Below are 26889 nucleotides of genomic sequence, written 5' to 3' on the forward strand. Positions count from 1 at the left end.
GTGAAAGCCCGATCGATCCGAGCAGATCATGGCCGACGCCACCACCGCTCCGCCAGAGATGATGAACCCCGCAGCCGCGGATGAACGCATTCCGCCGAGGCGGCTGTTCGCGTTCCTCATCATGGTGTTCGGGATGTTCATGTCGATCCTGGACATCCAGATCGTCTCGGCTTCGCTCAACGAAATCCAGGCCGGCTTGTCTGCGAGCCAGAGCGAAGTGTCGTGGGTGCAAACGTCCTACCTGATCGCCGAGGTGATCGCGATCCCGCTGTCGGGCTTCATGTCGCGCGCGCTCGGCACGCGGCTGCTGTTCGCCATCTCCGCCTCCGGCTTCACCATCGCGAGCTTCTTCTGCGGCTTCGCCTCGACGCTGGAGCAGATGATCATCTGGCGCGCCATCCAGGGATTTCTGGGCGCCGGCATGATTCCGACGGTGTTCGCCTCGGCCTACACCGTGTTCCCGCGCTCGAAATTCTACATCGTCGGCCCCATCATCGGACTTGTTGCGACGCTGGCGCCGACCATCGGGCCGACCGTCGGCGGCATCATCACCGACTGGATGTCGTGGCACTGGCTGTTCTTCATCAACATCGTGCCCGGCATCGGCATCACCATCGGCGTGCTGATCCTGTGCGATTTCGACCGGCCGGACTTCAAGCTGCTCGAGCATTTCGACTGGTGGGGCCTCTTGTTCATGGCGCTCTTCCTCGGCACGCTGGAATACGTGCTGGAGGAGGGGCCGCGCTATGAATGGCTACAGGACACCTCGATCGCGGTCTGCGCTGCGATCTGCGCGGTGTCGGCGATTGCCTTCTTCTGGCGCGTGTTCACGGCGCGGGAGCCGATCGTCGACCTCACGACGTTTGCCGATCGCAATTTCGGCATCGGCTGCCTGATCGCGCTGTTCATCGGCGTCGGCCTCTACGGCCTGACCTACATGTATCCGCGCTATCTCGCCGAGGTGCGCGGCTACAGCGCACTGATGATCGGCGAGACCATGTTCGTTTCCGGCATCACCATGTTCCTGGTCGCGCCCATCATCGGGCGGCTGATGACGGTGATCGACATGCGATGGATCATCGCTTTCGGCCTCGTTACCTTCGCGATCGGCTCTTACCAGATGACCTGGATCACGAAAGACTACGATTTCTGGGAGCTGTTCGTCCCGCAAGTGCTGCGCGGCATCGGCATGATGTGCGCGATGGTCCCGACCAACACCATTGCACTGGGAACGCTGCCGCCGGAGCGGGTGAAGAACGCCTCCGGCCTGTTCAACCTGATGCGCAATCTCGGCGGCGCGATCGGGCTTGCGGTCATCAACCAGGTGCTGAACGAGCGCACCGACCTGCACATCGCGCGGCTGCACGAACGGGTGAACTGGGGCAACGCGTCAGCGGTCGAGACGCTCAACAACTTCTCCCAGCGCATGCAAGGCATGGGCGATTCCGCATTGATGGCGCTGAAGCAGCTCTCCCAGATCGTGCACCGGCAGGCCGCCGTGATGGGCTATGGCGACGCCTTCTTCCTGCTGACGATTTTCTATCTCGGCCTCAGCGTGCTGGTGCTGTTCCTGCACAAGCCGTCCGCCGCGGCGCTCGGCGGGGCGACCAGCGATCACTAATCCGCTTCGAACGCTGAACTGTAGTCCAGCTTGAGGGAAGGATCCTGCTCCGACTTGCGCATCACGCAATTGCCGACCACCAACAGATCGAGCTCGTTGCCCATGAAGCAGCGGAAGGCGTCTTCCGGCGTGCAGACGATCGGCTCGCCGCGCACGTTGAAGCTGGTGTTCACCAGCACCGGGCAGCCGGTGAGCTGCTTAAAGCGGCCGAGCAGCCGGTGAAACAGCGGATTGGTCTCGCGGTGCACCGTCTGAACGCGGGCCGAGTAGTCGACATGCGTCACCGCCGGAATCTCGGAGCGCGCGATGTTGAGCTTGTCGATGCCGAACAGCGCCTGCTCCTCGGTGGTCATCTGCCGCCGCTTGTCGCCGCGCACGTCGGCGACGATCAGCATGTAAGGGCTGTCGGACGACAGATCGAACCAGTCGGCCACGTCCTCGCGCAGCACGGCGGGCGCAAAGGGACGAAAGCTCTCGCGGTACTTGACCTTGAGATTGAGATTCTTCTGCATCGCCGGCGAGCGCGCATCGCCAAGGATCGAGCGGGCGCCGAGCGAGCGCGGGCCGAATTCCATCCGGCCCTGGAACCAGCCGATCGCCTGCTGGTCGGCAAGCGCCTGCGCGGTCGCATCGATCATGCCGGCTTCATCGAGCACGGTGAATTTGGCTCCGGCCTGCTTCAGTCGTTGCTCGATGTCGGCCTGCTCGTAGCGCGGACCGAGATAGGCGCCGGTCATGCCATCGGCGCCGTTGGTCGTGCGCGGCTGGTTCAGAAAGCCGTGATAGGCGGACAGCGCCGCGCCCACCGCGCCGCCGGCGTCGCCCGCCGCCGGCTGGATCCAGATGTTGTCGAAGTGTCCGTCGCGCAAAATCTTGCCGTTGGCGACGCAGTTGAGCGCCACGCCGCCGGCAAGGCAAAGGTTCCGCGAGTTCGTCTGCTTGGCGAGGCTGCGCGTCATCCGCAGCACCGTCTCTTCCAGCACCGCCTGGATCGACGCGGCAACATCCATGTGGAACGGCGTCAGCAACTGGTCGGGGCTGCGCACCGGCTGACCGAACAGCTTTGCGAACCGGTCGTTGGTCATGGTGAAGCCGGTGCAATAGTCAAAGTACGACATATCCAGCCGGAACGAGCCGTCCGGCTTCAAGTCGATCAAATTGTCGAGGATGAGCTTTGCGTATTTCGGCTCCCCATAGGGCGCCAGCCCCATCACCTTGTATTCGCCGGAGTTGACCTTGAAGCCGGTGTAGTAGGTGGCGGCCGAATACAGCAGCCCCAGCGAATGCGGGAAGTGGATCTCCTGGAAAATCTCCAGCTTGCTGCCGTCGCCGACCGCTGCCGACGTCGTCGCCCACTCGCCGACGCCGTCCATCGTCAGCACCGCCGCGCTCTCGTACGGCGAGGGATAGAACGCCGACGCAGCATGGCTAAGATGATGTTCGCAGAACAGCAGCCGTTCGCGATCGAACGTCTCGGTGAGCGTCTTGAGCTCGCTGGTCAACAGGCTCTTCTGGAACAGCTTCTCCTTCAGCCACAGCGGGATCGACATCTTGAACGAGGCAAACCCGCGCGGCGCCATCGCGACGTATGTCTCCAGCAGCCGCTCGAATTTCAGGAACGGCTTGTCGTAGAACACGACGTGATCGAGTTCCTCCGCCGCAATCCCGGCTTCCGCGAGGCAATAGGCGATCGCATGATGCGGAAAGCCCGGGTCGTGCTTCTTCCGCGTAAAGCGCTCCTCCTGCGCCGCCGCAACGATGCGGCCGTCCTCGATCAGCGCGGCGGCACTGTCGTGGTAGAAGGCGGAAATGCCGAGGATGCGCATCGTCTAGAACAGGGTGTAGATGAACGGCGCGATTGCCGAGCCCTTGGTGAGCACCACCAGGCCGCCGAACACCACCATCATGATCAGGATCGGCAGCAGCCAGAATTTCTTCCGCACGCGCATGAAGCGCCAAAGCTCTTTCAGGAAATCCATTACTTGCTCTCTCAAATCCGTTGCTTGATGCGCGATCCCCAGAACGACCCCAGGGACCGCGCGTTAGAACTGATCCTTCATCGTCTCGGGCGAAGGGCCGGGCGGCGTTCGCACGATCCAGTAGCTGTCGGCATCGGGCTCTCGCTTGAGGCGCAGCAGGTCCTTGCCCATCGCGCGCATCACAAGACCGGTCGGCAGCACGGTGCCGAAGAACAGCAGCGCCATGATGATCGGGTTGACGATCTTGTGCAGCAGCAGCCCGAATTTCAGCCAGATTCGATTCAGCGGATTGAGGACCGCCGGGCGAACCAGCGCGGCTATCAGGAACAGTGCGGCCAGCGTGCCGGTCCACGGCCAGATGCGTCCGACGTGCCAGGCATTGAGCAGGCTCAAAAGTGCAAACGCGCCCGCCATCACGAACCCGAACGAGCGATCGGATCCCGCAACGATCTTCTCCTCGCGGGAAAACACCTCGTGCGTCGTCGATTTCGCCTGATCTGCCACCAATTTATCCCTGACTTGCGCCCCGTCGGAACAGGCCGGATTGCCCGCGGCCGTCCCTTTCGATCCCGAGGCTTTTATGCTTTGCAGTCGCCTCAGGGAAGCCCCAAACGATGACCCTGGGTGGGCCGGAAGGTATGTCTGAAACTGCAAAAAAGGACGGGTGGAGGCGCTATTTCACCGTGCGGCGCGCCCTCGCCAATACGGCCCTTGTCGTCTATTGCCTCGTCCTGTTCCTCATCTTCGATTTCGCCTGGTCGAGCCTCACCATGGGCGAGGAGAAGGAACGCTCGGCGCGGATCGCGAACCCGGCCTATGACCACGGATTTGCCCCCAATTTCGACGGTCATGATGTCTGGGGCGAGGTGCGCTACCGGCTGATCACCAACAGCCTCGGCTTCAAGGATTCTTCCGCCCGCAACGTGCCGATGAAGGCGTCCACACGGCGTATCCTCGTGATCGGCGATTCCTTTGCCGAAGGGATCGGCATGACCTATGAGGACTCCTTCGCCGGCCTGCTCGATCAGGCCGGGCAACAGCGCCGTGACAAGATCGAGTTCCTCAATGCCGGCGTCGCGTCCTACTCGCCGAGCATCTACTACAAGAAGATCAAATATCTGCTCGACAGCGGCTTGCAGTTCGGCGAGGTCGTGCTGTTCTCCGATCCGTCCGACGTGACTGATGAAGCGAATTCCTATTTCTGCATCGATGACGACCCGAAATATCGCCAATACTGCACGAATGCGGAAGGCTCCAGGCAGGCGGTGGCGGCGGATCCGAAAAAGCCCAATTTTCTGATCGATCGCTTCGTGATCACCAACCGCATCCGTATCGCCATCAAACGATGGACGCAGTCGCTGTCCGGCAACCGCAAGATCGCGCTCAGCACCGATTACGCGCGGATCGGCTGGACCAACCCGCGGGCCGAGCCCGGTAATAGCTATCGGCCGCTCGGCATCGATGGAGGGATCGCGCGTTCGGTGCAGAACATGCGGGCGTTATCCGACCTGCTGGCGGAACGAAAAATCCCGCTCACCATCGTGGTCTACCCCTGGGCGCAGCAGATCGCGCAAGGCGATCGCAACAGCCGGCAGGTCTCGCTCTGGCGCGAATTCTGTGAGGGACGCTGCAAGGCATTCATCGACCTGTTTCCGGTGTTCTTCGCGCAAGCCGATGCCGACAAGAACTGGTACGAGCGCCTCTACATCGTCGGCGACGATCATTTTTCGGCCGCGGGCAACCGGCTGGTGTTCGAGGAAGTCGCAAAGCGACTGTTCTCAAAACCGTGATGTTGCAAATCACGCCCGATGCATTTATAAGCAGCGCATTGTCGCTCGAACCGGGGAGATTTGCATGATTTCGATGTATTCGCAGATCGTACGCCCGCGTTCGATGCTTTCGCTGGGCACCTGCGCTTTCTGAGCGCCACCTCCGCCAGCATCGATCGGGCCTGACGTCCCGATCCCCAAGCTTCCCAACGAGTTAGCTTCCTTTTTTCAACGACGCGTGCGCTCGCCCCGCGGCGGCCCTGCGCCCCTCAGATGGAGCCGGACTGCGCGGAAAGCGTAGCCGGATGACGCCATGACCGTTCGATCCAAGAACCGACCCGCCGCGATTCGCGTGGTGATTCCCTTCGTGTTCCGCCACTGGCTGAATCAGCCTTGGCGCACGGCCACCGTCGCCGGCGGCTTGCTGGGCGCAACCGCGGCCGACCTGTTCATGCCGGTGTTCTCCGGCCATCTCGTCGACGCCCTGACCCGCGGTGCGGAAGATGCAGGCGCGCGTCATGCGGCGTTCGTCGCGTTCGGCGCCATCGTCGCGCTCGGCCTGATCTCGATGATCCTGCGGCTGACCGGCTTGCAGGCGATCGTGCCGTTCACGCTACAGATCATGTCGGACGTGGCGCGTGATTCCTTCGCGCGCGTGCAGCGCTTCTCGACCGACTGGCACGCCAACTCGTTCGCCGGCTCGACCGTACGCAAGATCACGCGCGGCATGTGGGCGCTCGACCTGCTGAACGATACGCTCCTGATGGCGCTGTTGCCGTCGTTGACGGTGCTGGTGGGCTCGATGATCCTGCTCGGCCTGCATTGGCCTTCGCTGGGTGCGGTCATCGCGGTCGGCACGGTGATCTATGTCTCGATGACGGTGGCGTTCTCGACGCTGTACATCGCCCCCGCCGCACGGGTCTCCAATGCCTGGGATACGCGCGTCGGCGGCACGCTGGCGGACGCGCTGACCTGCAACGCGGTGGTAAAGTCGTTCGGCGCGGAGGCGCGCGAGGATGCGCGGCTCGAGGGTGTCATCGCACGCTGGCGCGCGCGGGTGCAGCGGACCTGGTACCGCTACAACTACACCTCGACGGCGCAACTCGCGGTGCTGCTGTGCTTCCGCGGCTCGGTGATCGGCGGGGCGATCCTGCTGTGGATCGCCGGCCGCGCCTCGCCGGGCGATGTCACCTACGTGCTGACCAGCTACTACATCATCCACGCTTACTTGCGCGATGTCGGCATGCACATCAACAATCTACAGCGCTCGGTGAACGACATGGAGGAACTGGTCGCGATCCATGCCGAGCCGATCGGGATTGCCGATGCGCCGGATGCCGCGCCGATCGATATCGAGGGCGGCCGCATCGTGTTCGACGACGTGACATTCCATTACGGTGGCCATCCGACGCCGCTGTATGACGGGCTGTCGGTCGACATCCGCGCCGGCGAGCGCGTCGGCCTGGTCGGCCGCTCCGGCTCCGGCAAGACGACGTTCGTCAAACTGGTGCAGCGGCTGTACGACGTCTCCGGCGGGCGCATCCTGATCGACGGTCAGGACATCGCCAAGGCGACACAGCAATCGCTGCGCAGCCAGATCGCGATTGTGCAGCAGGACCCGATCCTGTTCCACCGCTCGCTGGCGGAGAACATCGCCTATGGCCGGCCCGGCGCCAGCATGGCGGCGATCGAGCAGGCGGCGCGGCTGGCGAATGCGCACGACTTCATCCTGCGGCTGCCGAAGAGCTACGGCACGCTGGTCGGCGAGCGCGGCGTCAAGCTGTCGGGCGGCGAACGTCAGCGTGTCGCGCTGGCGCGCGCCTTCCTGGCGGATGCGCCGGTGCTGATCCTGGACGAGGCGACTTCGAGTCTCGATTCGGAATCGGAAGGGCTGATCCAGCAGGCGATGGAGCGCTTGATGAAAGGCCGCACCTCGATCGTGATCGCGCACCGGCTCTCGACGGTGCACAGCCTCGACCGCATCCTGGTGTTCGATCACGGCAAGATCGTCGAGCAGGGCACCCACGCCACGCTGACCGCGCGGCCGGGCGGCATCTATCGCGGCCTGTTCGAGCGGCAGGCGACGGAGTTCATCTCGGCGGCGGAATGAAATGATGGCGCGTGGCTGACCGGCGGATGTCCGGACAGCCACGCGACCAAGATGGAATGGGGCAATGAAAGACCTGACGCAAGGCTCCATCGTGAGCCACATCCTGAACATGGCGCCGCCGATCGTCGCGGGCATGATCACCATCATGATCTGCCAGCTCGTCGATCTGTATTTTGTCGCTGAAATCGGCGGAGCCGCGGTCGCGGGCGTGGCCGCGGCCGGCAATGCGGGCTTCCTGATCAACGGGTTCATGCAGGTGCTGGGCGTCGGCACGGTTGCGCTGATGTCGCATGCCGTGGGACGCAAGGACCGGGCCGATGCCAGCCTGATCTTCAACCAGGCGATTGTCCTCTCGGTACTGTGCGGCCTGCTGACACTGGCCGTGGGCGCCATGCTGGCGCGGCCTTATATGCGCTCCGTGGCCGCTGACGAGGCTACCGTCGAGGCGGGCACTACATTTCTGCTGTGGTTGATGCCGGCGCTGGCGTTGCAATTCGTGACGCAGGTGATGGGGGCCGCGCTGCGGGCGACCGGCATCGTGCGCCCGACCATGTTGATTCAAGCGTTCGCGGTCATCATCAACATCGCGCTGGCGCCGGTGCTGATCGCGGGTTGGGGTACCGGCCACGCGTTCGGCGTTGCCGGCGCGGGCCTCGCTAGCTCGATCGCCGTCTTCCTCGCCGTGCTGATGCTGCTCGCATACTTCCAGAAGGTCGAGCGCTACGTCGGCTTCGTGCCCTCGCAGTGGCGTCCGCAGTTGCCGCAATGGATGCGCATCCTCAACGTCGGACTGCCGGCCGGCGGCGAGTTTGCGATCATCTTCGCCTGGATGGGCGTGATCTACTACGTCCTACGCGATTTCGGCGCGGCGGCGCAGGCCGGCTTCGGCATAGGCACGCGCGTGCTCGGTCTCATCCAGATGCCGGCGCTGGCGGTCGCGCTCGCAGCCGCGCCCATCGTCGGCCAGAACTTCGGCGCGGGTAACGCCGATCGCGTGCGCGAAACTTTCGTGAAGGCGCTGGCGATCGCGACCGTTGTGATGATCGGCTTCACGATTCTGGCGCAGTGGAAGCCCGGCCTGTTGCTCGCCGGCTTCGCCGAGGATCGGGAAGCCATGGCGGTCGCCGTCGGGTTCCTGCAACTGGTGTCGTTGAACCTCGTCGTGCAGGGTGTGACCTTCACCTGCCACAGCACGTTCCAGGGCCTCGGCAATACCAAGCCGGTGCTGCTGAGCGCGACCTCGCGCTTGCTGTTGTATGCGGTGCCGGCGATCTGGCTCTCGACACGACCCGGCTTCGCGATCGAGCAGGTCTGGTACCTCTCGATCGCCACGACCACGCTCCAGGCAGTGCTTAGCTTGTGGCTACTGCGCCGCGAGTTCAGGAAACGGCTGGCCCCGCTGGAGCGGAAACTCAGTCCGGAGCCAATGGCGGCTGGGTAGCTGATGCCTTCTGCCCGCGGGTTCGGGTCGAGATGGCCACCGTCGCGACCACGGCGACGGCGAACAGCACGATCTGGAGCGTGATAGTCTCGTCATTGAAGAGGGCCGCCAGCGCAAAGGTGACGAAGGGCTGTAACAATTGCACCTGCGACACCCGGGCGATGCCGCCCATCGCCATACCCGCGTTCCACGCAAAGAAACCGATCCACTGCGAGAACAGCGCGACATAGAGCAGCCCGAGCATCGGCTTCGCGGGGATCTGCATGATGTCGGACGGCATGGTGAGCAGCGTGGCGGGAATAGAGATCGGCAGCGCGATCACCAGCACCCACGAGATCACTTCCCAGCCCGGCATGCACGATGTCAAACGTCCCGAAAAACCGTAGCCGATCGCGGAAACCACGACCGCTGCGAACAGCAGGAGATCGCCGACCGACATCGCGCCGCCGCCTTGCCGCAAGGCAAAGGCGATCACCAGCGCGGCACCCGCCAGCGAAGCGATCCAGAACAGCGGCCGTGGCCGCTCATGGGTAATGGCAACCGCCACCAGCGCAGTTGCGATCGGCAGCACGCCGAGCACGACGCCGCCATGCGAGGCGTCGACCGTCTGCATGCCGAACGCCATCAGCAGCGGGAAGAAGACGGTGACGCAGAGCATGGCGATGACAAGCTGTGGCCACAGCACCCGCGGCGGGATCGGCCGGCGCAGCACGAGCAGCACCGCCAGCGAGCACAGGCCGGCGATCGCTGCGCGCATCGCGGTCAAGGCGATCGGATCGATCGCGGACACCGCAAGCCGGGTCGCCGGCAGTGTGCCGCCAAAGATCGCCATGCCGACAAAGCCCAGGAAGAGGCCGAGGCGCTCGCGCGACGAATCTACCGGCATGACTTGCGTGGTGGAGGACATGGCAGGGTGGTTACAGGCTTCGCCATGCGGCGTACAGCAATCTACTCGGTGCACATGGCCGCCATGCGCGGCTCAACTCGGTGCAATGCTGCTCCATACAAGCCCTACACCGGACAGGAAGAGAAGGCCAAGCACGACGTCGCGAAAATTGCGGTCGTTCAGCGCGTGATAGGTGCGCGCGCCCAGCCAGGCGCCGATCACCGTGCCGGGAAAGGCGATCAGCGCCAGCCAGAAGACGTCAGCCTTGACGATGCCGATCGTAATCTGAGCAAGCAGCGACGCAGCCAAAATGCTGAAATTGAAGATCTGGAAAATGCCGCGCCGCTGCTCCTTGGTCCAGCCGCGCACGCTGGCCCACAGGATCGGCAACGGTCCGGACAATCCGGCAAGCCCGCCCAGAATGCCGCCGGCGAAACCTATCGCCGCGTCCGCCGGCTTGCCGCCGAAGGTGAAGGCCATGTCGGAGCGCTGGAAATAGAGTGCGGTCGGAAAAACCAGCAGGAAGACGCCGACCGTCAGCTTGAATACGTGCGGGTCGGCGTGTGCGATCAGCATGGTGCCGATCGGCACGCCGATCAGGCCGCCGATCAGGAACGGCCAGATGATCGAGAAATCGATGTGCTTCCAGATCGAGGGCAGGGTGGAGACCTGTGCGATCACCGAGCAGATCAGCACCAGCGGCACCGCAATCGCCGGCGGCAACACGTAAAGCCAGATGCCGAGCGCCATCAGCGCAGTGCCGAATCCGGCAAGCCCGGATACGAAGCCACCGGCAAGTGCGCCGAACAGCAGGAGCGCATAGGTGGCCGCGGTCAACTCTTCCCTCTTTCGTCATTACGGGGCGATGCGTCAGCATCGAACCCGGAATCTCGAGATTCCGGGTCTGGTCCTTGACCATCCCGGAATGACGGTGTGTGAGGCGGCGACATTTACACGACGAAACCGGCGGGTACTATCTCAACCGCCAACAAAACAACAACTTCGTGGAAACGCCCGATGAGTTCATCTCCCAAGACATTCCTGGTCTGTCACGGCGCCTGGTCCGCTGGATGGGCGTGGAAGAAGATGCATCCGCTGATGATCAAGGCGGGGCATCGTCTGATCACGCCGAGCTACACTGGCCTGGGCGAGCGCGCGCATCTCGCCCATCCCGGAATCGATCTGGAAACCCACATCGAGGACATGCTGAACGTCATCAAGTATGAAGACCTCAGCGACTTCGTGCTGGTCGGCCACAGTTATGGCGGCATGGTCGCGACCGGCGTCGCCGACCGCGCGCGGGACAAGGTGAAGCAACTCATCTATATCGACGCCTTTGTGCCGAAGGACGGCCAGTCGCTGCTCGATCTCAACGAGGTGGCGCAGGAGCGTATGCGCGAAGCGGCAAAGAGCGGCGACGGCTGGCGGGTGCCGCCGAATCCGACGCCGCCGGATACTTCGCCGGAAGACCTTCCATGGTTGAACGCGCGCCGTATCAACATGCCGGTCAAGTGCTTCGAACAGAAGTTGAAACTGTCCGCGCCGCTGACGCTGCCGCGCAGCTATATCTACGCCACGCGTATCACGCCCGCGGATACGTTTGGGCGATTTTCGAAAGAGACGAAAAACGATCCGGCCTGGCGCTATTATGAGATCGACGCCAGCCACTCGCCGAATGTCACCGCGCCGGAGGCATTGATGGCGCTGCTGGAGAAGATCGCGGCCGGGACCGGGTGAGGCTGGCGCGCGCCTCCAGCTCTGTGTGTCGCTTTTAAGACAAATCGACCGGCCACGCCTGAAGCGCGCGGGATAGCGTTGATCGCGAGGCGGCCGGCAACGGCAACTTGACCTCGCTTGTTCGGTCAAACTGCGACATAATTCGCCCCGCGTGGAAGTTGTGAGTAGGGGCTGATGAACCGAAGCCCGGTACTGGTCGATTTGGCCCTCCAGGGCGGCGGATCGCATGGTGCGTTCACGTGGGGTGTCCTCGACCGCCTCCTTGAAGAGTCGTGGCTTCAGATTGCAGGCATATCCGGTACGTCCGCCGGGGCGATGAACGCCGCCGTACTGGTGGACGGCTTTGCTGTGGGAGGCAACGCGGGCGCGCGGGAGGCACTCGAAAAATACTGGCGAAGCGTTTCGCGTGCCGCCGTTTTCAGTCCGTTGCAGCGGTCGCCGCTCGATCGCCTGATGGGACGCTGGTCGCTCGACAGCTCTCCCGCCTATCTCTTCACCGACTTGATGTCGCGGATGCTGTCGCCCTACGAGCTCAATCCCATCGGCTTCAACCCGCTGCGAAAAATACTGGCCGAGAGCATTGATTTCGATCGCCTTGCGCAGGCACCGATCAAGCTGTTCGTGACGGCCACGCGCGTGCGGACGGGCCGCGGGCGCATCTTCCGCAATGCGGAGATCACGGCGGATGTCCTGCTCGCGTCGGCCTGCCTGCCAACGATGTTTCGCGCCATCGAGATCGAGGGCGAGCCTTATTGGGACGGCGGCTATGCCGGAAACCCCACGATCACGCCGCTGGTGCGCGAGACCGACGCGCGCGACACCATCGTTGTCCAGATCAACCCGACCGAGCGGCCGGAAGAGCCGCGCACGGCCGCTGATATCCTCAACCGTCTCAATGAAATTTCATTCAATTCGCCGCTGGCAAAAGAGCTGCGGATGATCGCGCTGCTTCGTCAGGTTGCCGACCCCGGCACCGGAGAAGGCGCCCGCTGGGCGCAAATGAAGACGCACCGGATCAAGAGCGACATGCTGGCGACGTTCGGTTCGTCATCCAAGCTCAACGCCGAATGGGCGTTTGTGTCCAAACTGCACGAGGAAGGACGGCGCGCCGCAACGGAGTTCCTCGACGCGCACGGCGGCGATCTTGGCGAGCGTTCGACGGCAGATCTGGATATCCTGCTGGCGGAGTGCTGAGACCATGGGTCTGCTCGGCATCCTGGTTGGGCTTGGTATTCTGATTTGTCTGGCCTTTCGCGGCTGGAGCGTCCTGTTGCTGGCCCCGCTCTGTGCACTGCTGGCAGCCGCTTTCGGCGGACAGCCGTTGCTCGCGAGCTGGACGCAGACCTTCATGAGCAGCGCGGCGCAGTTTCTTGCGCAGTTCTTTCCGATCTTTCTGCTCGGTGCGCTATTCGGCAAGCTGATGGATGACAGCGGCGCGGTTACGGCGGTCGCAAGCTTCGTCACCCGCCTCCTGGGCGAGCGCCGGGTCATTCTGGCCGTCGTGCTCGCAGGCGCGCTGGTCACCTATGGCGGGGTCAGCCTGTTCGTGGCGTTCTTCGTCATCGTTCCGATGGCGCAGTCGCTGTTTCGCACGGCAGGGATACCGCACCGCTTGGTGCCGGCGGCCGTCATCCTCGGGACGTCGACATTTACCATGTCGGCGCTGCCGGGCACGCCTTCGATACAGAATGCGATACCGATGCCGTTCTTCGGCACGACAGCCTTCGCGGCGCCCGGCCTTGGCATCATTGCTGCGATCATCATGTTGAGCATCGGGCTGTGGTGGCTGCTTCGCGCAGAGAACATGGCGCGCCGTGCAGGTGAGGGTTATGGCAACGAGCCGCTGCCCGCTTCAAGGGACGCCGCCAACGATGAGTTGTTGCGTGAGCGGGCGACGACGGCGCGCGAATTCGACCCGGCTGAACTTCGCCAGGGGCATCACAGCGAAGCCGCGGTCCCTGTTTTCAACGCCGTGCTTCCGCTGATCGTCGTCGTTGCCGTCAATCTGGCGATGTCGCTCGTCATCCTGCCTCGGCTGGATTTCTCGTTCCTGGCCGAACCGCGGTGGGGCAGCACCTCGCTGCCCGCGGTGGCCGGTGTCTGGTCGGTCGTCGTCGCGCTGACGGCGGCGATCGCGACGGTCATCCTCTGCAACTGGACACGCTTGCCCGCGCTGCGGCGAACCATGGATGCCGGCGCCAACGCGTCCGTTCTGCCGGCCGTCAGCGTCGCGAGCCTTGTCGGATTCGGCGCCGTCGTCGCCTCGCTTCCCGCATTCGGCATGGTGCGCGATTGGGTACTGGGAATCGAGGGCGGTCCGCTGGTGTCACTGGCCGTCGCCACGAACATGCTGGCGGCGCTGACAGGCTCGGCTTCCGGCGGCTTGACGATCGCGCTCGGAGCGCTGGGACCGACCTACATGGAGATAGCCGCGCAGGCCGGAATTGATCCCGGCCTTCTGCACCGTGTGGCGGTGATCGGCTCGGGGACACTGGACATCCTGCCTCACAACGGCGCGGTCGTGAGCCTGCTGGCGATCTGCGGGCTGACGCATCGCGACAGCTATCGCGACATCGTCATGGTCGGAATCGTGAACTCCGTCGTCGCACTGGCCGCGACGATTGCAATCGGCACCGCGTTCGGGTCGTTCTGACACAAACGACAACGTCGCTCGTGCTGCCCGCCATTTTCTCCGACAGGGAAGTGGCGAGGGGTCCGGCGTGTTCGCGCCGAACCCCTCATTCTGGTTAGTAAGACGCGTTTTCTTCACGCGAACCGGAAGTCCACTTCGCTCGAAAACGCTTTAGAATATCAGCCAGCCTGTAAGCCGGGTTCTGTAGGGCACCGCCCGCTTGCGCGGACGATACGTGACGGCCATTCCTCTGGGACCATGTTCGCACATGGCCTCAAGCAACCTACCCGGACGGCGAGCCTGACATCGCCCTGCGGCGTTATCGCTTGCGCGAACAGCCCGCGTTGCCGTCCCTATTCGGTTTTGCTCCCGGTGTGGTTTGCCATGCCGCCTCCGTTGCCGGAAACGCGGTGCGCTCTTACCGCACCTTTTCACCCTTGCTGCCCCCTCCCTTTCGAGTGGGGGAAGCGGTTCGTTCTCTGTGGCACTTTCCCTGGGGTTGCCCCCGCCGGACGTTATCCGGCACCGCATGTCGATGGAGCCCGGACTTTCCTCCCCCGCAGCCTTTCGGCCGTAGCGGGAGCGGCCGTCCGGCCGACTGACGCCCCTGTGATGGGGGCCGAAGGCGGCCGCGTCAAGCCGAAACGAGCCGAAAATGTGCTCTAAATAAATTATCCTGAAGATGTCGTTTTGCGCAGGGGCCGTTCGACTGGGTGTCGGCGATTCAGCCGATCAATGGAGTGACGAAATGCAGTATCTGCTGATGATCTACCAGAACGAAGCCGAACTCGGCAAAATCGACGCGGCGGGGCGCAAGGCGATGACGGGGGAATATGGTGCGTTCACTCAGTCCATCGTCCAGAGCGGCCATTTCAAGGCTGGCGACGGCCTCCAGCCGACGATGACGGCAACCACGGTGCGGGTCCGGGACGGCAAGACCCTGACGACCGATGGTCCGTTTGCGGAAACCCGCGAGCAGCTCGCCGGCTACTATCTGATCGAGGCCAAGGATCTCGATACCGCGATCGCGATCGCCGCGCGGATTCCCGGCGCCAGGACAGGCTCGGTCGAGGTCAGGCCGGTCATGATTTATGACTGAGTATTGAGTGTCGTTCCGGGGCGCGCGAAGCGCGAACTATGGTGCGCTATTGCGCACCTGAGAACCTCGAGATTCCGGGTTCGTCCTTCGGACGCCCCGGAATGACGAGGGGTCAGAGTCGAGGCAAATGATTTCCACCGAGATCGAGAAAATATTCCGCGACGAGGCGGGCAGGGCGCTGGCGACCCTGATCCGCCTCGTCGGCGATTTCGATCTTGCTGAGGACGCGCTTCAGGACGCATTCGCCGCTGCCCTGGAGCGCTGGGCGGCCGGCGAACGGCCGGACAATCCGCGCGCCTGGCTGGTCAATGTCGGACGCAACAAGGCGATCGACCGCATCCGCCGCAACGTCGCCTTTCGCGGCAAGCAGGAGCAGTTTGCGCGTGAACTCGACCTCAACGCCTCTGCGCCATGCGAGGCGCCGGACGCCACGCTCGACGACGACATGCTGCGGCTGATCTTCACGTGCTGTCATCCCTCCTTTGCGCCGGAGGTGCAGGTGGCGCTGACCTTGCGCACGGTGTGCGGGCTCTCCGCCGCGCAGGTCGCCCGCGCCTTTCTTGTCGGCGAGGATGCGATGGCGCAGCGGCTGCTGCGCGCCAAGCAGAAAATCCGGCTTGCCGGCATTCCCTACGAAGTGCCCGCGCATGAAGCGCTGGAGCCGCGCCTGCGCGGCGTGCTCGCGGTGATCTATCTGGTCTTCACCGAGGGCTACGCGGCGACCTCGGGCCAAGACCTGATGCGGCCGGATCTTTCGCGCGAAGCGATCCGGCTGGCGCGGCTGCTGGACGGCTTGATCCCCGGCCGTGGTGAGATCAAGGGATTACTGGCGCTGATGCTGCTGCATGATGCGCGCCGCGCCGGACGCGAGACTGCCGGCGGTGACATCGTGCTGCTTGAAGAGCAGGACCGCTCACTGTGGGATGCGGGCCAGATTGCTGAGGGACTTCAACTGGTCGAAGACGCGCTGCGGCTGCCCGGTCAGGCGCAATCCTATGCCGTGCAAGCCGCGATTGCCGCGCTGCATGCCCGCGCCCCGAGCTATGAGGATACCGACTGGCCGCAGATTGCGGGACTCTATGAAGTGCTGCTGCGGATCAGCCCGTCACCGGTGATCGAGCTCAACCACGCTGCCGCGGTGTCGATGGTGGACGGACCGGCACGGGCGCTTGACCTGATCGATGCGCTGGAGGCGCGGGGCACGCTGAGGGGTTACGAATTGCTGCCTGCGGTGCGCGCCGATTTGTTGCGCCGGCTCGGCCGTCATGATGCCGCGCGCAGCGCGTATCTGGCGGCGACTGCAGCGACGCAACTTGAACCGCTGCGGCGGCTTTATGCGCGACGAATGGCCGAGATGGATCGTCTTGCGGCTCAAGCGAGCTGATTGTCAGCCCCATTCGCGTGGCGCGACAACCCTGCTTGTCTGCGGCGACTGCCCCTCACCCCGGTCCTCAAAGAGCAAGCTTGTCGCTCGCTCTCCCCCATGATGACGGGGTGAGGGGGCTCGCCGCCGCTGCGGTATCTAGCTCTTCGCCACGTTCGTCGCCTCCGCTGGCAGGCTGGACAGCAACGCGTGCAGCGTTGCCATGGTCGAATGATCGGCAACGCCATCGACCCGCGCGGGACGGAAATGGCGCTGGAAGGCGGCAACCACTTCCATGGTGGCGCCGTCAAACTTGCCGCTGGTCGGAATGCCGTAGCCGTATCTGGCGAATGCGGCCTGCATGTTGGCGACGCCGTCGCTGATCGCCCCCAGCTTGAGCGAATCGCCGCGCACGATCGGCGCCGGCTGCACCCAGTGCCCGACGCCGGAATTGGCCAGCGAATGCCACGGAAATTTTTCGCCGGGATCCTTCTTGCGCGCCGGCGCGACGTCGGAATGGGCGAGCACGCGATGCGAGGGGATGTCGCGGCGGAGCATGATGCCACGGCACAGCGCGATCACGGCCGCGATCTGGCGCAGCGGAAAATCCGGATAGCCCCAATCGTGACCGCGGTTGACGATCTCGATGCCGATCGAGCAGGAATTGATGTCTTCCTCACCGGCCCAGTACGACACGCCGGCATGCCAGGCGCGCTTGGCTTCCGGCACGCATTGCACGATGCGGCCGTCTTCCAGCACGATGTAATGCGCGGAGACGTCGGTGCCGGGCGTGCAGAGCTGTGCGATCGCGCCTTCCACATCGGGCATGCCGGTGTAGTGCAAGAGGATCATGTCGGGTAGCCGGCCCTTGTTGCGGTCGCCGTAATTCGCCGACGGAATCACGTCGGATGCGATCGAGGAATCCGGGGTAAACGCCTTCATGTCCGCGGTGCCCTTTGGAATCGGGAGGGCGCGTTGACGCTTTGAATCGATACCAACAGACGCGAACGAACCGGACATTATGATAACCCAAACCGGGCTAGAACAACGGCAGAAAACAATGGACGTTTACTATTCCTTTACGATCTCGCGATGGCAATGCAGGAAGTTGGCTGCGGTTTCGCATTTTGGCGAAGTGTGTGCAGGGTGCATCACCTCTTCCCGGGCATATGCGCGTCGATCAGCGCGAAAAAGCCGCGGCACTCCATCAACGCTTTCTTAAGGCTAAGTGCCGTTACTAAGTGGTGAAGAGCCGAACCGTTTTTGGGGGAGGCAAGGCCCTCTTTCACGCTCGAAATCGCATGGCAGCCCAGCCAATTCCTTCGAAAGAACAGGATTTGCGGCCTGCGGCGGGAAGCAGTGGCCATGGTGTGCGGCGGCTTTTCGCATCGAAAGGCGCGGCAAAGCGCAGAGAATTGAGACGCCATGGGCCCGTCAGCGTCCAAGTTCCGCTCCCGACGCCGGTTCGATCAGGCGGCGCGCGCATGACCGATTCGCGCCATATCTCCGTGCTCGGCCGCGAGGCGATCGAATGGCTCGCGCCGCGCGCGGGCGGCATTTTTGTCGACGCGACTTTTGGCGCCGGCGGTTACAGCCGCGCGATTCTCGAGGTGCCGGGAACCCGGGTCATCGGCATCGATCGCGATCGCACCGCGATCGCCGGCGGGTTCGACCTCGTCGACCGCTCGGACGGCCGGCTGACGCTGGTGGAGGACCGCTTCTCCAATCTGGCCGAGGTCTGCGCGGCGCAAGGCGCCGATCGCGTCGACGGCGTCGTGATGGATATCGGCGTCTCCTCCATGCAGCTCGACCAGGCCGAGCGTGGTTTTTCGTTCCGGCTCGGCGGCCCGCTCGACATGCGGATGGGGCAATCGGGGCCATCAGCAGCGGATGTGGTGGCGAAGGCGTCCGAGGCGGACCTCGCCAACATCATCTACATTTTTGGCGAAGAGCGTCATTCCCGCCGCGTCGCGCGCGCGATCGTTGCGGCACGCAAGGAAGCGCCTGTTACGACAACGCAGGCGCTCGCCGACATCGTCGGCAAGGTGGTGCGCTCCAAGCCGAACGAGATCCATCCGGCGACGCGAACATTTCAGGCGCTGCGTATCTTCGTCAACGAAGAGCTCGATGAATTGCACGAGGCGCTGTCGGCGGCCGAGCGCGTGCTGAAGCCGGGCGGACGGCTGGTGGTCGTCTCCTTCCATTCGTTGGAAGACCGCATCGTCAAAAATTTTCTCGCCGAGCGCGGTAAGGCCAGCGGCGGATCGCGGCATCTGCCGGAAGTGGTGCAGGCGGCATCCAGCTTCAGGATTTTAACCAAGCGCCCGGTGATCCCCGGAGATGCCGAGGTGGCGGCCAATCCGCGCGCGCGCTCGGCCAAGCTGCGCGCGGCGGAACGCACCGATGCTCCGGCGCACGGCGAAGGCGGATTGCCGGCCTGGCCGACGCTGGCCGGCGTGATGAGGGGAGGCTGATCATGCGGATCATCCATCTCCTCGTCGTCGGCATGCTGATCTTTGCGGCGGCCTATGTCTATCGCATCAAGATGGAATCGACCTCGCGTGTCGAGCGGGTGCAGCGGCTGAACGCGGAAATCCGCGAGCAGCGCGATGCGATTGCGGTGCTGCGCGCCGAATGGGCCAAGCTCGACGCGCCGCTGCGGCTACAGGGGATGGCGGAGCGCCATCTGGGATTGAAGCCGATCGTTGCCACGCAATACGACCAGTTGAAGAACTTGCCCGAACGGCCGCCGAGCCTGGTCAGGCCGGGCGAGCCCGATCCGATCGGGGCCATGATCAACACCATCGAGGCGGCGGCTGACGCGGCGAACGTGACCGGCTCGGTGCCGGCGCGGGGAGGTCGGCAATGAAAGGTCGCACGCCCGCAAAGCCGAGCGAGTCGTGGCGCCATCGACTGGTCCGCAGCCTGCTGTACGGCCGCAATGTCGACCGCACCGCAAAGGCGCGTGTCCGCGTCGGGTTCGCGATCCTCGCTTTCGCCGCCGTCTATGCCGTGATCGGCGGGCGGCTGGTGATGTTCGCGGTCGGCGCCGACAGCCACGCCGCGCGCCGCGCCGCGTCGCAGGACGCGATTGCGACCGCGCGGCCCGACATCGTCGACCGCAACGGCGAGATCCTGGCGACCGACATCAAGACGCCGAGCCTGTTCGCCGAGCCGCGCCGTATCATCGACAAGGACGAGGCGATCGAACTTCTGACCGGCGTGCTGCCCGACCTCGACACGATCGAAGTGCGCGAGCGCCTGTCGTCGAAAAAAGGTTTTGCCTGGCTGAAGCGCGAGATCACGCCGAAGCAGCAGCAGGCCATCCACAAGCTCGGCATCCCCGGCATCGGCTTCCTGCGCGAGAACAAGCGCGTCTATCCGACCGGCGCCGAAGTTGCTCACCTGATCGGCCTCGTCAACACCGACAACCAGGGCATCGCCGGGATGGAGAAGTGGCTGGACAATAACGGTCTGGCCGACCTGCACCGCGCGGGCTTTGCCGTCGACCGCTTGCAGAAGCCGGTAGAACTGTCGGTCGACCTGCGCGTGGAACACGCGCTGCGCGACGAACTCCTCAAGGCCAAGGACAAGTACAAGGCGAAAGCCGCATCCGGACTCGTCTCCAATGTGAAGACCGGCGAGATCGTCGCGCTGGTGTCGCTGCCGGATTTCGATCCAAACAATCCGAAGGAAGCGCACGATCCTGACCGGATCAACCGCCTCACCACCGGCGTGTTCGAGATGGGCTCGACCTTCAAGACGCTGACGCTCGCGATGGCGCTCGATTCCGGCAAGGCCAATCTCAACACGCTCTATGATGCGCGCGGCGCGCTGCATTACGGCAAGTTCGCGATCCACGACACCCATCCGCTCGGCCGCTCGATCACGCTGTCGGAAGTGTTCACCTTCTCCTCCAACGTCGGCGCGGCGCGCGTGGCGCTCAGCCAGGGCGTCGAAGCGCACAAGGCGTTTTTGAAGAAGGTCGGCCAGCTCGACCGGCTGCGCACCGAACTGCCGGAAAGCACCGCGCCGATCGTTCCCAAGCGCTGGGGCGATCTCAACACCATCACCATCGCCTTCGGCCACGGCATCGCGGTGGCGCCGCTACAGGCGGTGATGGGCATCAACGCCATGGTCAATGGCGGCCTCTTGATTCCGCCGACCTTTTTGAAGCGCTCGGAAGAAGACGCCAGGGCGATGGCCAAGAAAGTGATCCGGCCGGAGACCTCGGAGAAAATCCGTTACCTGATGCGCCTCAATGCCGAGATTGGAACCGCCAAGAAGGCCGACGTGAAGGGCTATTATATCGGCGGCAAGACCGGCACCTCGGAAAAGGTGGTCAATGGCCGCTATTCCAAGAAGCAGGTGCTCAATTCCTTCACGGCGATCCTGCCGGCGGACAACCCGCAATACCAGCTCCTGATCATGCTGGACGAGCCGAAGGCACTGCCGGAGACCCACGGTTTCATCACCTCGGGCTGGAACACGGTGCCGACCGGCGGCAACGTGATCGCCCGCATTGCGCCGCTTCTGGGGGTCGAACCGCGGTTCGACCTGCCGCCGTCCGACCGCCTCATTCTTGCGACATCAAGGACAACCCAGTAAGCCACTGGGTGCCGCCATTATATTGAGTCTCTGCCAGCGGCCGGCCGGACTTGAAGAATGAGACTTCGCGACCTCTTCAGCGATGACGCCAAAATCGACCTGCAAAGCGAGGCGATCGACGTCAAGGGCCTTGCCGTCGACAGCCGTGCGGTGAAGCCGGGCGATCTGTTCTTTGCGCTCGCCGGCAGCAAGACCGACGGCGCGCGCTTTGTCGACGCCGCGATTGCATCGGGCGCGGTTGCGGTGGCGGGCGAACGCGCGCCCGAGGGATGCCGCGTACCGTTCGTGACGACCGCAAATCCGCGCCGCGCGCTGGCGTTGGCAGCGGCGAAATTTTATCCGCGGCAGCCTGCGACGATCGCGGCGGTGACCGGCACGAGTGGAAAAACCTCGGTCGCCGCCTTCACGCGGCAGATCTGGCAGGATCTTGGCCATGCCTCCGCCAGCATCGGCACCATCGGGCTGGTCTCGCCGAAGCGCACCGTCTATGGCTCGCTGACCACGCCGGACCCGATTGCACTGCATAAGCAGCTCGACGAGATCGCCGGCGAGGGCGTCACGCATCTTGCGTTCGAAGCCTCCTCGCACGGGCTCGACCAGTTCAGGCTCGACGGCGTGCGCATCGCGGCCGGCGGCTTTACCAACCTCTCGCGCGACCACATGGACTATCATCCCGACGTGGCGCATTACCTCAATGCAAAGCTGCGGCTGTTCCGCGATCTCGTTGTCGATGGCGGCGCGGCGGTGATCTCGGCAGATCACGACTGCTCGCAGCAAGTGATCGACGCGGCACGCGCGCGGAAACTGCGCGTCATCGCGATCGGCCGCAAGGCGGATGGCGATCAGGGCATTCGCCTGGTCGAGGCCAGCATCGACGGCTTTGCGCAAAAACTTGCGATCGAGCATCGCGGTCGCAAGCACGCCATCAAACTGCCGCTGGTCGGCGAATTCCAGATCGAGAATGCTTTGGTGGCGGCGGGGCTGGCCATCGGCACCGGCAGCGAAGCCGAGAAAGTTTTTGCAAGCATCGAGAAGCTCGAGGGCGCAAAAGGACGGCTGGAACTTGTCGGCGAGCGCAACGGCGCGCCGGTGTTTGTCGACTATGCGCACAAGCCCGATGCGCTGGAGAAAGCGCTGCAGGCGCTGCGGCCTTATGCAAAGCGCAAGCTCGTCGTCGTATTCGGCGCCGGCGGCGATCGCGATGCCGGAAAACGTCCGCTGATGGGCGCCATCGCCAGCGAGAACGCCGACAGCGTCATCGTCACCGACGATAATCCGCGCAGCGAGAACCCGGCTGCGATCCGCGCCGCCATTCTCGCCGCGGCGAAAGGTGCGAAGGAGATCGGCGACCGCAACGAGGCGATCCGCGCCGGAATTGCCGCGCTGGAGCCCGGCGATGCGCTTCTCGTTGCGGGCAAGGGTCACGAGACCGGGCAGATCGTCGGCGACAGGACGCTTCCGTTCAGCGATCACGACGCAGTCGTGGCCGCATTGGCATCGAGGGTGGCATGAGCGCGAAGCCGCTATGGACAATTGCCGAAGTCGCGCATGCGCTCGGGCTGTCGGAAAAATTTCCGGAGACGGCAATCGATTTCGTCACGCAGGATAGCCGCCTCGTCAAACCCGGCTGCCTGTTCGTGGCGCTGAGCGGCACCCCGAGCGGCGGTTTTATTTCGAGCTTCGCCAGCGCGCGCGACGGCTGGGAATTTGCCGCCAATGCGGAAAAGGCCGGTGCGGTCGCGATGATCGTGCCGCACCGGATCGACGGCGTGAGCGTGCCGCAATTGATCGTCAAGGACACGCTGATCGACGGCCTGTGGGCGCTCGGCCGCGCTGCACGGGCGCGCTTCAATGGCCCCGTGATTGGCCTGACCGGTAGCGCCGGCAAAACCAGCACGAAAGAATTCATCGCCGCCTATCCCGGCGCCTATGCCAGCCCCAGCAGCTTCAACAATTTCTGGGGCGTGCCGCTGACGCTCTGCAACGCCGATCCTGCCGCCAGCGTGTGGGTGGTCGAGATGGGCATGAACCAGGTCGGCGAAATCCTGCGCCTGTCCGAACTTGCGCGGCCGACGGTGGCGCTGGTGGTCAATGTGCAGCCGGTGCATCTGGAAAAGCTCGGCAGCCTGGAGGCGATCCGGCGCGAGAAGGTGAGTATTGCGCAGGGGCTGCCGAAGGACGGCACGCTGGTGCTCCCGGTCGATGTCAACGCGCCGGAGTGGACAGGAAAAACCATCCGCTTCGGCGGCGCCTCGGAAGTGCGCGAAGTAAAACACACGCCGCGTGGCGAAAGCTGGGATGTCACAGCCGAGGTCGCCGGCCGGCAGATCGCGTTCGGCCTGACACCCGGCGCGCCGCACCGGCTGCAGAATGCGCTGGCCGCGTTCGCCGCCGTTCATGCCGCCAAGCTCGATCCGGCTGCGCTCGCGCCCAAGCTCGACGATGTCGGGATCATGACCGGCCGCGGCGTCGAGCAGACGGTGGCCGGCGCCACCCTGATCGACGACAGCTTTAACGGCAATCCCGCCAGCATGGTCGCAGCCCTCGACAGCCTGAAGGCGCGCCCGATCGCAAAGGGCCGCCGCATCGCCATCCTCGGCGATATGCTCGAGCTTGGCGACGAGGCGCCGTCCTACCACACCGCGCTTGCGAAGCATCTCGACGGCATCGACGGCGTCTATTGTGTCGGTCCGCTGATGCATCACCTCTACAGTCTCTTGCCGGGAGATAAGGGCCTTGGCTGGCATGAGGACCCGGCAACCCTCGAACCGCAGGACGTCGCAAAACTGCTGCGCGGCGGCGATGTCGTGGTGGTCAAGGGCAGCAAGAAGATGTTTTGGGTGAACAAGTTCGTGCCGAGGCTGGTGGCTGCACTACAAGCGAAGGCATGATTCGCACTGCGAATCTTGCAAACTTTCGATCCGCCATGACTCGCGCTTGTCGCAAGGCCATGGTTAAAGGGCGTCTCGCTTTCCCGGCAAGGCCGCGCATGTCGCGGCATGGGGCATACTGAATGCTGTATTGGCTGATCGAGCTTTCGAACACCGTTCCGTTCCTTGGATTTCTCAAGGGACTTCTGAACGTGTTCCGCTACATCACGTTTCGCACCGGCGGGGCGATGATCACGGGCGCGTTGTTCGTGTTCCTGTTCGGCCCCTGGATCATCGATCATTTGCGCCTGCGTCAGGGCAAGGGCCAGCCGATCCGCACCGACGGCCCGCAATCGCATCTCATCGCCAAGAAGGGCACGCCCACCATGGGCGGACTGATGATCCTGTCGGGGCTGGTGGTCTCTACCCTGCTCTGGGCCAATCCGCTCAATCCCTATGTCTGGATCGTGCTGGCGGTGACGCTCGGCTTCGGCTTCGTCGGCTTCTACGACGATTACCTCAAGGTGACCAAGCAGACGCACAGCGGTTTTGCCGGAAAGCTGCGCCTGCTGATCGAAGGCCTCATTGCGCTGGCCGCCTGCTATGCGCTGGTCAGGCTCAGCCGCGACGCGTCGTCGACGTCGCTGGCGATTCCGTTCCTGAAGGACGTGGTGCTAAACCTCGGCGCGTTCTTCATCATCTTCGGCGCCTTCGTGATGGTGGGCGCGGGCAATGCGGTGAACCTCACCGACGGCCTTGACGGCCTTGCCATCGTGCCGGTCATGATCGCGGCGGCGAGCTTCGGCATGATCGCGTACCTGACCGGCAACGCCGTATTCGCCGACTATCTGCAGATTCATTACGTCGCCGGCACCGGTGAGCTCGCGGTGCTGTGCGGCGCGGTGCTGGGGGCAGGTCTCGGCTTCCTGTGGTTCAATGCGCCGCCGGCCTCGATCTTCATGGGCGACACCGGCTCGCTCGCGCTCGGCGGCATGCTCGGCGCCACTGCGGTGGCGGTCAAGCACGAGATCGTGCTCGCTGTCATCGGCGGGCTGTTCGTGCTGGAGGCGGTCTCGGTGATCGTGCAGGTCGTCTCGTTCAAGCTGACGGGCAAGCGCGTGTTCCGGATGGCGCCGCTGCATCATCATTTCGAGCAAAAAGGCTGGACCGAGCCGCAGATCGTGATCCGGTTCTGGATCATCTCGGTGATGCTGGCGCTCGCCGGACTTTCGTCGCTGAAGCTGCGTTGAGCGATCGATGATCCCCGTCACCTCGTTTGCGGGCAGGACGGTCGCGGTATTCGGCCTCGGCGGCTCGGGGCTCGCAAGCTGCCATGCGCTGAAGGCCGGCGGCGCGGAGGTGATCGCCGGCGACGACAGTGCCGACAATCTGGCAAAGGCCGCGCAGGCGGGCTTCATCACCGCAGACCTGCGCACGGTGTCGTGGGCCAATTTCTCCGCACTGATCCTCACTCCCGGCGCGCCGCTGACCCATCCGGCGCCGCACTGGAGTGTGCTGATGGCGCGCCAGGCCGAGGTCGAGGTGATCGGCGATATCGAGTTGTTCTGCCGCGAGCGCCGCCGCCATGCGCCGGATGCCCCGTTCGTCGCCATCACCGGCACCAACGGCAAATCCACCACCACGGCGCTGATAGCGCATCTCATGAAGGTCGCCGGCTACGACACCCAGATGGGCGGCAATATCGGCACCGCGATCCTTTCGCTGGAGCCGCCGCGCATGGGCCGCGTGCATGTGATAGAGATGTCGTCCTACCAGATCGACCTGTCGCCCTCGCTCGATCCCTCCGTCGGCATTTTGCTGAACGTCAGCGAAGACCATATCGACCGCCACGGCACGCTGGAGCATTACGCCGCCGTGAAGGAGCGTCTGGTCGCGGGCGTGCAGCCGCGCGGCACCTCGATCGTCGGCGTCGACGACATCTGGTGCCGCAACATCGCCGACCGCCTCGATCGCGCCGGCAGGAACGTGGTGCGTATTTCCGTCAAGAACCCGCTGCCCGACGGCATCTATGTCGAACGCGAGACCGTCGTGCAGGCCTCCGGTGGCGCCCGCCGCGAGATCGCGCGCCTCGGCGGCATCGGCTCGCTGCGCGGGTTGCACAACGCGCAGAACGCGGCCGCCGCTTCAGCTTGCGGCCTTGCGATGGGCGTCAGTGCAGAGACGCTGCAAAACGGCCTGCGCAGCTTTCCGGGTCTGGCGCACCGCATGGAGCAGGTCGGCCGCCGCGGCAATGTGCTGTTCGTCAATGACTCCAAGGGCACCAATGCAGATGCGGCCGCGCACGCGCTGTCGTCCTTCGGCGAAATTTTCTGGATCGCCGGCGGCAAACCGAAGGCCGGCGGCATCACTGGCCTCACCGGCTATTTCCCGCGTATAAAAAAAGCCTATCTGATCGGCGAGGCCGCGCAGGAATTCGCCGGTACGCTCGGCGAGAAGGTGCCGCACGAGATTTCAGAGACACTGGATGTCGCCGTCGCCAGCGCCGCGCGCGACGCCGAAGCGTCGGGTCTTGCCGACCCCGTCGTGCTGCTGTCGCCGGCCTGCGCCTCCTTCGACCAGTACCGCAATTTCGAAATCCGCGGCGCCGCCTTCCGTGATCTGGTCACCGCGCTGCCCGGTGTGAAGCCGGTAGTGTGACCTTTCTTATCCCGCCCCCTTGTGGGGCGGGTGGCACATGGTCCTGACCGGCTACATAGGTAACAGATTAGACCGGGGACATAGGTAACAGGTCAACTGATCAGCGAGGAGGACCT

General features: G+C 64.1%; 22 protein-coding genes and 1 other RNA gene. 16 read left to right on the forward strand and 7 right to left on the reverse strand.

The window, feature by feature from the left end:
- Nucleotides 1-28: 28 nt before the first annotated feature.
- The gene (locus tag JQ628_RS20215; RefSeq protein WP_212224789.1) at nt 29-1621 is read left to right on the forward strand and encodes a DHA2 family efflux MFS transporter permease subunit; all 1593 of its coding nucleotides are present in this window, start codon (nt 29-31) and stop codon (nt 1619-1621) included.
- Here JQ628_RS20215 and JQ628_RS20220 read toward each other — a convergent pair.
- The 3 genes from JQ628_RS20220 to JQ628_RS20230 form a co-directional block, all read right to left on the reverse strand.
- Nucleotides 1618-3447 carry a carbamoyltransferase family protein gene (locus JQ628_RS20220; RefSeq protein ID WP_212224790.1) on the reverse strand — a complete coding sequence of 610 codons (1830 nt, stop codon included), beginning with the start codon at nt 3445-3447 and terminating at the stop codon, nt 1618-1620. The genes JQ628_RS20215 and JQ628_RS20220 overlap by 4 nt on opposite strands.
- A gap of 3 nt (nt 3448-3450) precedes the next feature.
- Entirely contained in the window at nt 3451-3600 is a 150-nt protein-coding gene (locus tag JQ628_RS20225; RefSeq protein WP_212224791.1) for a DUF5989 family protein, read from the reverse strand.
- A 63-nt stretch (nt 3601-3663) separates the two neighbouring features.
- Nucleotides 3664-4104: an SxtJ family membrane protein gene (locus JQ628_RS20230; RefSeq protein WP_349628096.1), complete on the reverse strand. Its 441-nt coding sequence runs from the start codon at nt 4102-4104 to the stop codon at nt 3664-3666.
- A 134-nt stretch (nt 4105-4238) separates the two neighbouring features.
- On the opposite strand from JQ628_RS20230, the gene JQ628_RS20235 reads away from it, so the two are divergent.
- The 3 genes from JQ628_RS20235 (at nt 4239) to JQ628_RS20245 (ending at nt 8920) form a co-directional block, all read left to right on the forward strand.
- The gene (locus tag JQ628_RS20235; RefSeq protein ID WP_212224792.1) at nt 4239-5390 is read left to right on the forward strand and encodes a hypothetical protein; all 1152 of its coding nucleotides are present in this window, start codon (nt 4239-4241) and stop codon (nt 5388-5390) included.
- Nucleotides 5391-5682: 292 nt separating this feature from the next.
- Complete coding sequence (locus JQ628_RS20240) at nt 5683-7479, forward strand: ABC transporter ATP-binding protein (RefSeq protein ID WP_212224793.1); 1797 nt, start codon at nt 5683-5685, stop codon at nt 7477-7479.
- Between the two features lie 64 nt (nt 7480-7543).
- A complete protein-coding gene (locus JQ628_RS20245; protein ID WP_212224794.1) occupies nt 7544-8920 on the forward strand; it encodes an MATE family efflux transporter in 1377 nt (458 codons plus the stop codon).
- On the opposite strand, the gene JQ628_RS20250 is transcribed toward JQ628_RS20245, so the two are convergent.
- On the reverse strand, nt 8892-9806 hold the full coding sequence (locus JQ628_RS20250) for a DMT family transporter (protein ID WP_249128152.1): 915 nt from the start codon (nt 9804-9806) through the stop codon (nt 8892-8894). The two genes, JQ628_RS20245 and JQ628_RS20250, sit on opposite strands and share 29 nt — an antisense overlap.
- Before the next feature lie 93 nt (nt 9807-9899).
- Nucleotides 9900-10643 carry a sulfite exporter TauE/SafE family protein gene (locus JQ628_RS20255; protein WP_212224798.1) on the reverse strand — a complete coding sequence of 248 codons (744 nt, stop codon included), beginning with the start codon at nt 10641-10643 and terminating at the stop codon, nt 9900-9902.
- Between the two features lie 180 nt (nt 10644-10823).
- On the opposite strand from JQ628_RS20255, the gene JQ628_RS20260 reads away from it, so the two are divergent.
- From JQ628_RS20260 to JQ628_RS20270, 3 genes are all read left to right on the forward strand, one after another.
- Nucleotides 10824-11543 (forward strand): alpha/beta fold hydrolase, encoded by a 720-nt coding sequence (locus tag JQ628_RS20260; RefSeq protein WP_212224800.1) that lies wholly within the window; start codon nt 10824-10826, stop codon nt 11541-11543.
- Nucleotides 11544-11717: 174 nt separating this feature from the next.
- Nucleotides 11718-12737 (forward strand): patatin-like phospholipase family protein, encoded by a 1020-nt coding sequence (locus tag JQ628_RS20265; RefSeq protein WP_212224802.1) that lies wholly within the window; start codon nt 11718-11720, stop codon nt 12735-12737.
- A 4-nt stretch (nt 12738-12741) separates the two neighbouring features.
- Nucleotides 12742-14196: a GntP family permease gene (locus JQ628_RS20270; protein WP_212224804.1), complete on the forward strand. Its 1455-nt coding sequence runs from the start codon at nt 12742-12744 to the stop codon at nt 14194-14196.
- 154 nt (nt 14197-14350) lie between these two features.
- Here JQ628_RS20270 and rnpB read toward each other — a convergent pair.
- Nucleotides 14351-14777: RNase P RNA component class A (gene rnpB, locus JQ628_RS20275), an RNA gene on the reverse strand.
- Between the two features lie 146 nt (nt 14778-14923).
- On the opposite strand from rnpB, the gene JQ628_RS20280 reads away from it, so the two are divergent.
- Both JQ628_RS20280 and JQ628_RS20285 read left to right on the forward strand, forming a co-directional pair.
- Nucleotides 14924-15274 carry a YciI family protein gene (locus tag JQ628_RS20280; protein WP_212224806.1) on the forward strand — a complete coding sequence of 117 codons (351 nt, stop codon included), beginning with the start codon at nt 14924-14926 and terminating at the stop codon, nt 15272-15274.
- A 127-nt stretch (nt 15275-15401) separates the two neighbouring features.
- Nucleotides 15402-16658, forward strand: coding sequence for an RNA polymerase sigma factor (locus tag JQ628_RS20285; RefSeq protein ID WP_212224808.1), 1257 nt, complete (start codon nt 15402-15404; stop codon nt 16656-16658).
- Nucleotides 16659-16796: 138 nt separating this feature from the next.
- Here the strand turns inward: JQ628_RS20285 and JQ628_RS20290 are convergent, their stop codons facing one another.
- Entirely contained in the window at nt 16797-17579 is a 783-nt protein-coding gene (locus tag JQ628_RS20290) for an N-acetylmuramoyl-L-alanine amidase (RefSeq protein WP_212224810.1), read from the reverse strand.
- Between the two features lie 542 nt (nt 17580-18121).
- Between JQ628_RS20290 and rsmH the strand changes: the two genes are divergently transcribed.
- The 7 genes from rsmH to murD all read left to right on the forward strand — a co-directional run bounded on the left by rsmH (nt 18122) and on the right by murD (nt 26773).
- Nucleotides 18122-19111 carry a 16S rRNA (cytosine(1402)-N(4))-methyltransferase RsmH gene (gene rsmH, locus JQ628_RS20295; protein ID WP_212224811.1) on the forward strand — a complete coding sequence of 330 codons (990 nt, stop codon included), beginning with the start codon at nt 18122-18124 and terminating at the stop codon, nt 19109-19111.
- Between the two features lie 2 nt (nt 19112-19113).
- On the forward strand, nt 19114-19506 hold the full coding sequence (gene ftsL, locus JQ628_RS20300; RefSeq protein ID WP_212224812.1) for a cell division protein FtsL: 393 nt from the start codon (nt 19114-19116) through the stop codon (nt 19504-19506).
- Nucleotides 19503-21245, forward strand: coding sequence for a peptidoglycan D,D-transpeptidase FtsI family protein (locus JQ628_RS20305; protein WP_212224813.1), 1743 nt, complete (start codon nt 19503-19505; stop codon nt 21243-21245). The genes ftsL and JQ628_RS20305 overlap by 4 nt, the downstream gene beginning before the upstream one ends.
- A 57-nt stretch (nt 21246-21302) precedes the next feature.
- Complete coding sequence (locus JQ628_RS20310) at nt 21303-22757, forward strand: UDP-N-acetylmuramoyl-L-alanyl-D-glutamate--2,6-diaminopimelate ligase (protein ID WP_212224814.1); 1455 nt, start codon at nt 21303-21305, stop codon at nt 22755-22757.
- Nucleotides 22754-24136 (forward strand): UDP-N-acetylmuramoyl-tripeptide--D-alanyl-D-alanine ligase, encoded by a 1383-nt coding sequence (locus JQ628_RS20315; RefSeq protein WP_212224815.1) that lies wholly within the window; start codon nt 22754-22756, stop codon nt 24134-24136. The genes JQ628_RS20310 and JQ628_RS20315 overlap by 4 nt, the downstream gene beginning before the upstream one ends.
- A 122-nt stretch (nt 24137-24258) precedes the next feature.
- Nucleotides 24259-25365: a phospho-N-acetylmuramoyl-pentapeptide-transferase gene (gene mraY / locus JQ628_RS20320; RefSeq protein WP_212224816.1), complete on the forward strand. Its 1107-nt coding sequence runs from the start codon at nt 24259-24261 to the stop codon at nt 25363-25365.
- Between the two features lie 7 nt (nt 25366-25372).
- Complete coding sequence (murD, locus tag JQ628_RS20325) at nt 25373-26773, forward strand: UDP-N-acetylmuramoyl-L-alanine--D-glutamate ligase (RefSeq protein WP_212224817.1); 1401 nt, start codon at nt 25373-25375, stop codon at nt 26771-26773.
- The last annotated feature ends 116 nt before the right edge of the window (nt 26774-26889 follow it).

The organism is Bradyrhizobium lablabi (genome assembly GCF_018129385.1).
GTDB classification, from domain to species: domain Bacteria; phylum Pseudomonadota; class Alphaproteobacteria; order Rhizobiales; family Xanthobacteraceae; genus Bradyrhizobium; species Bradyrhizobium lablabi_C.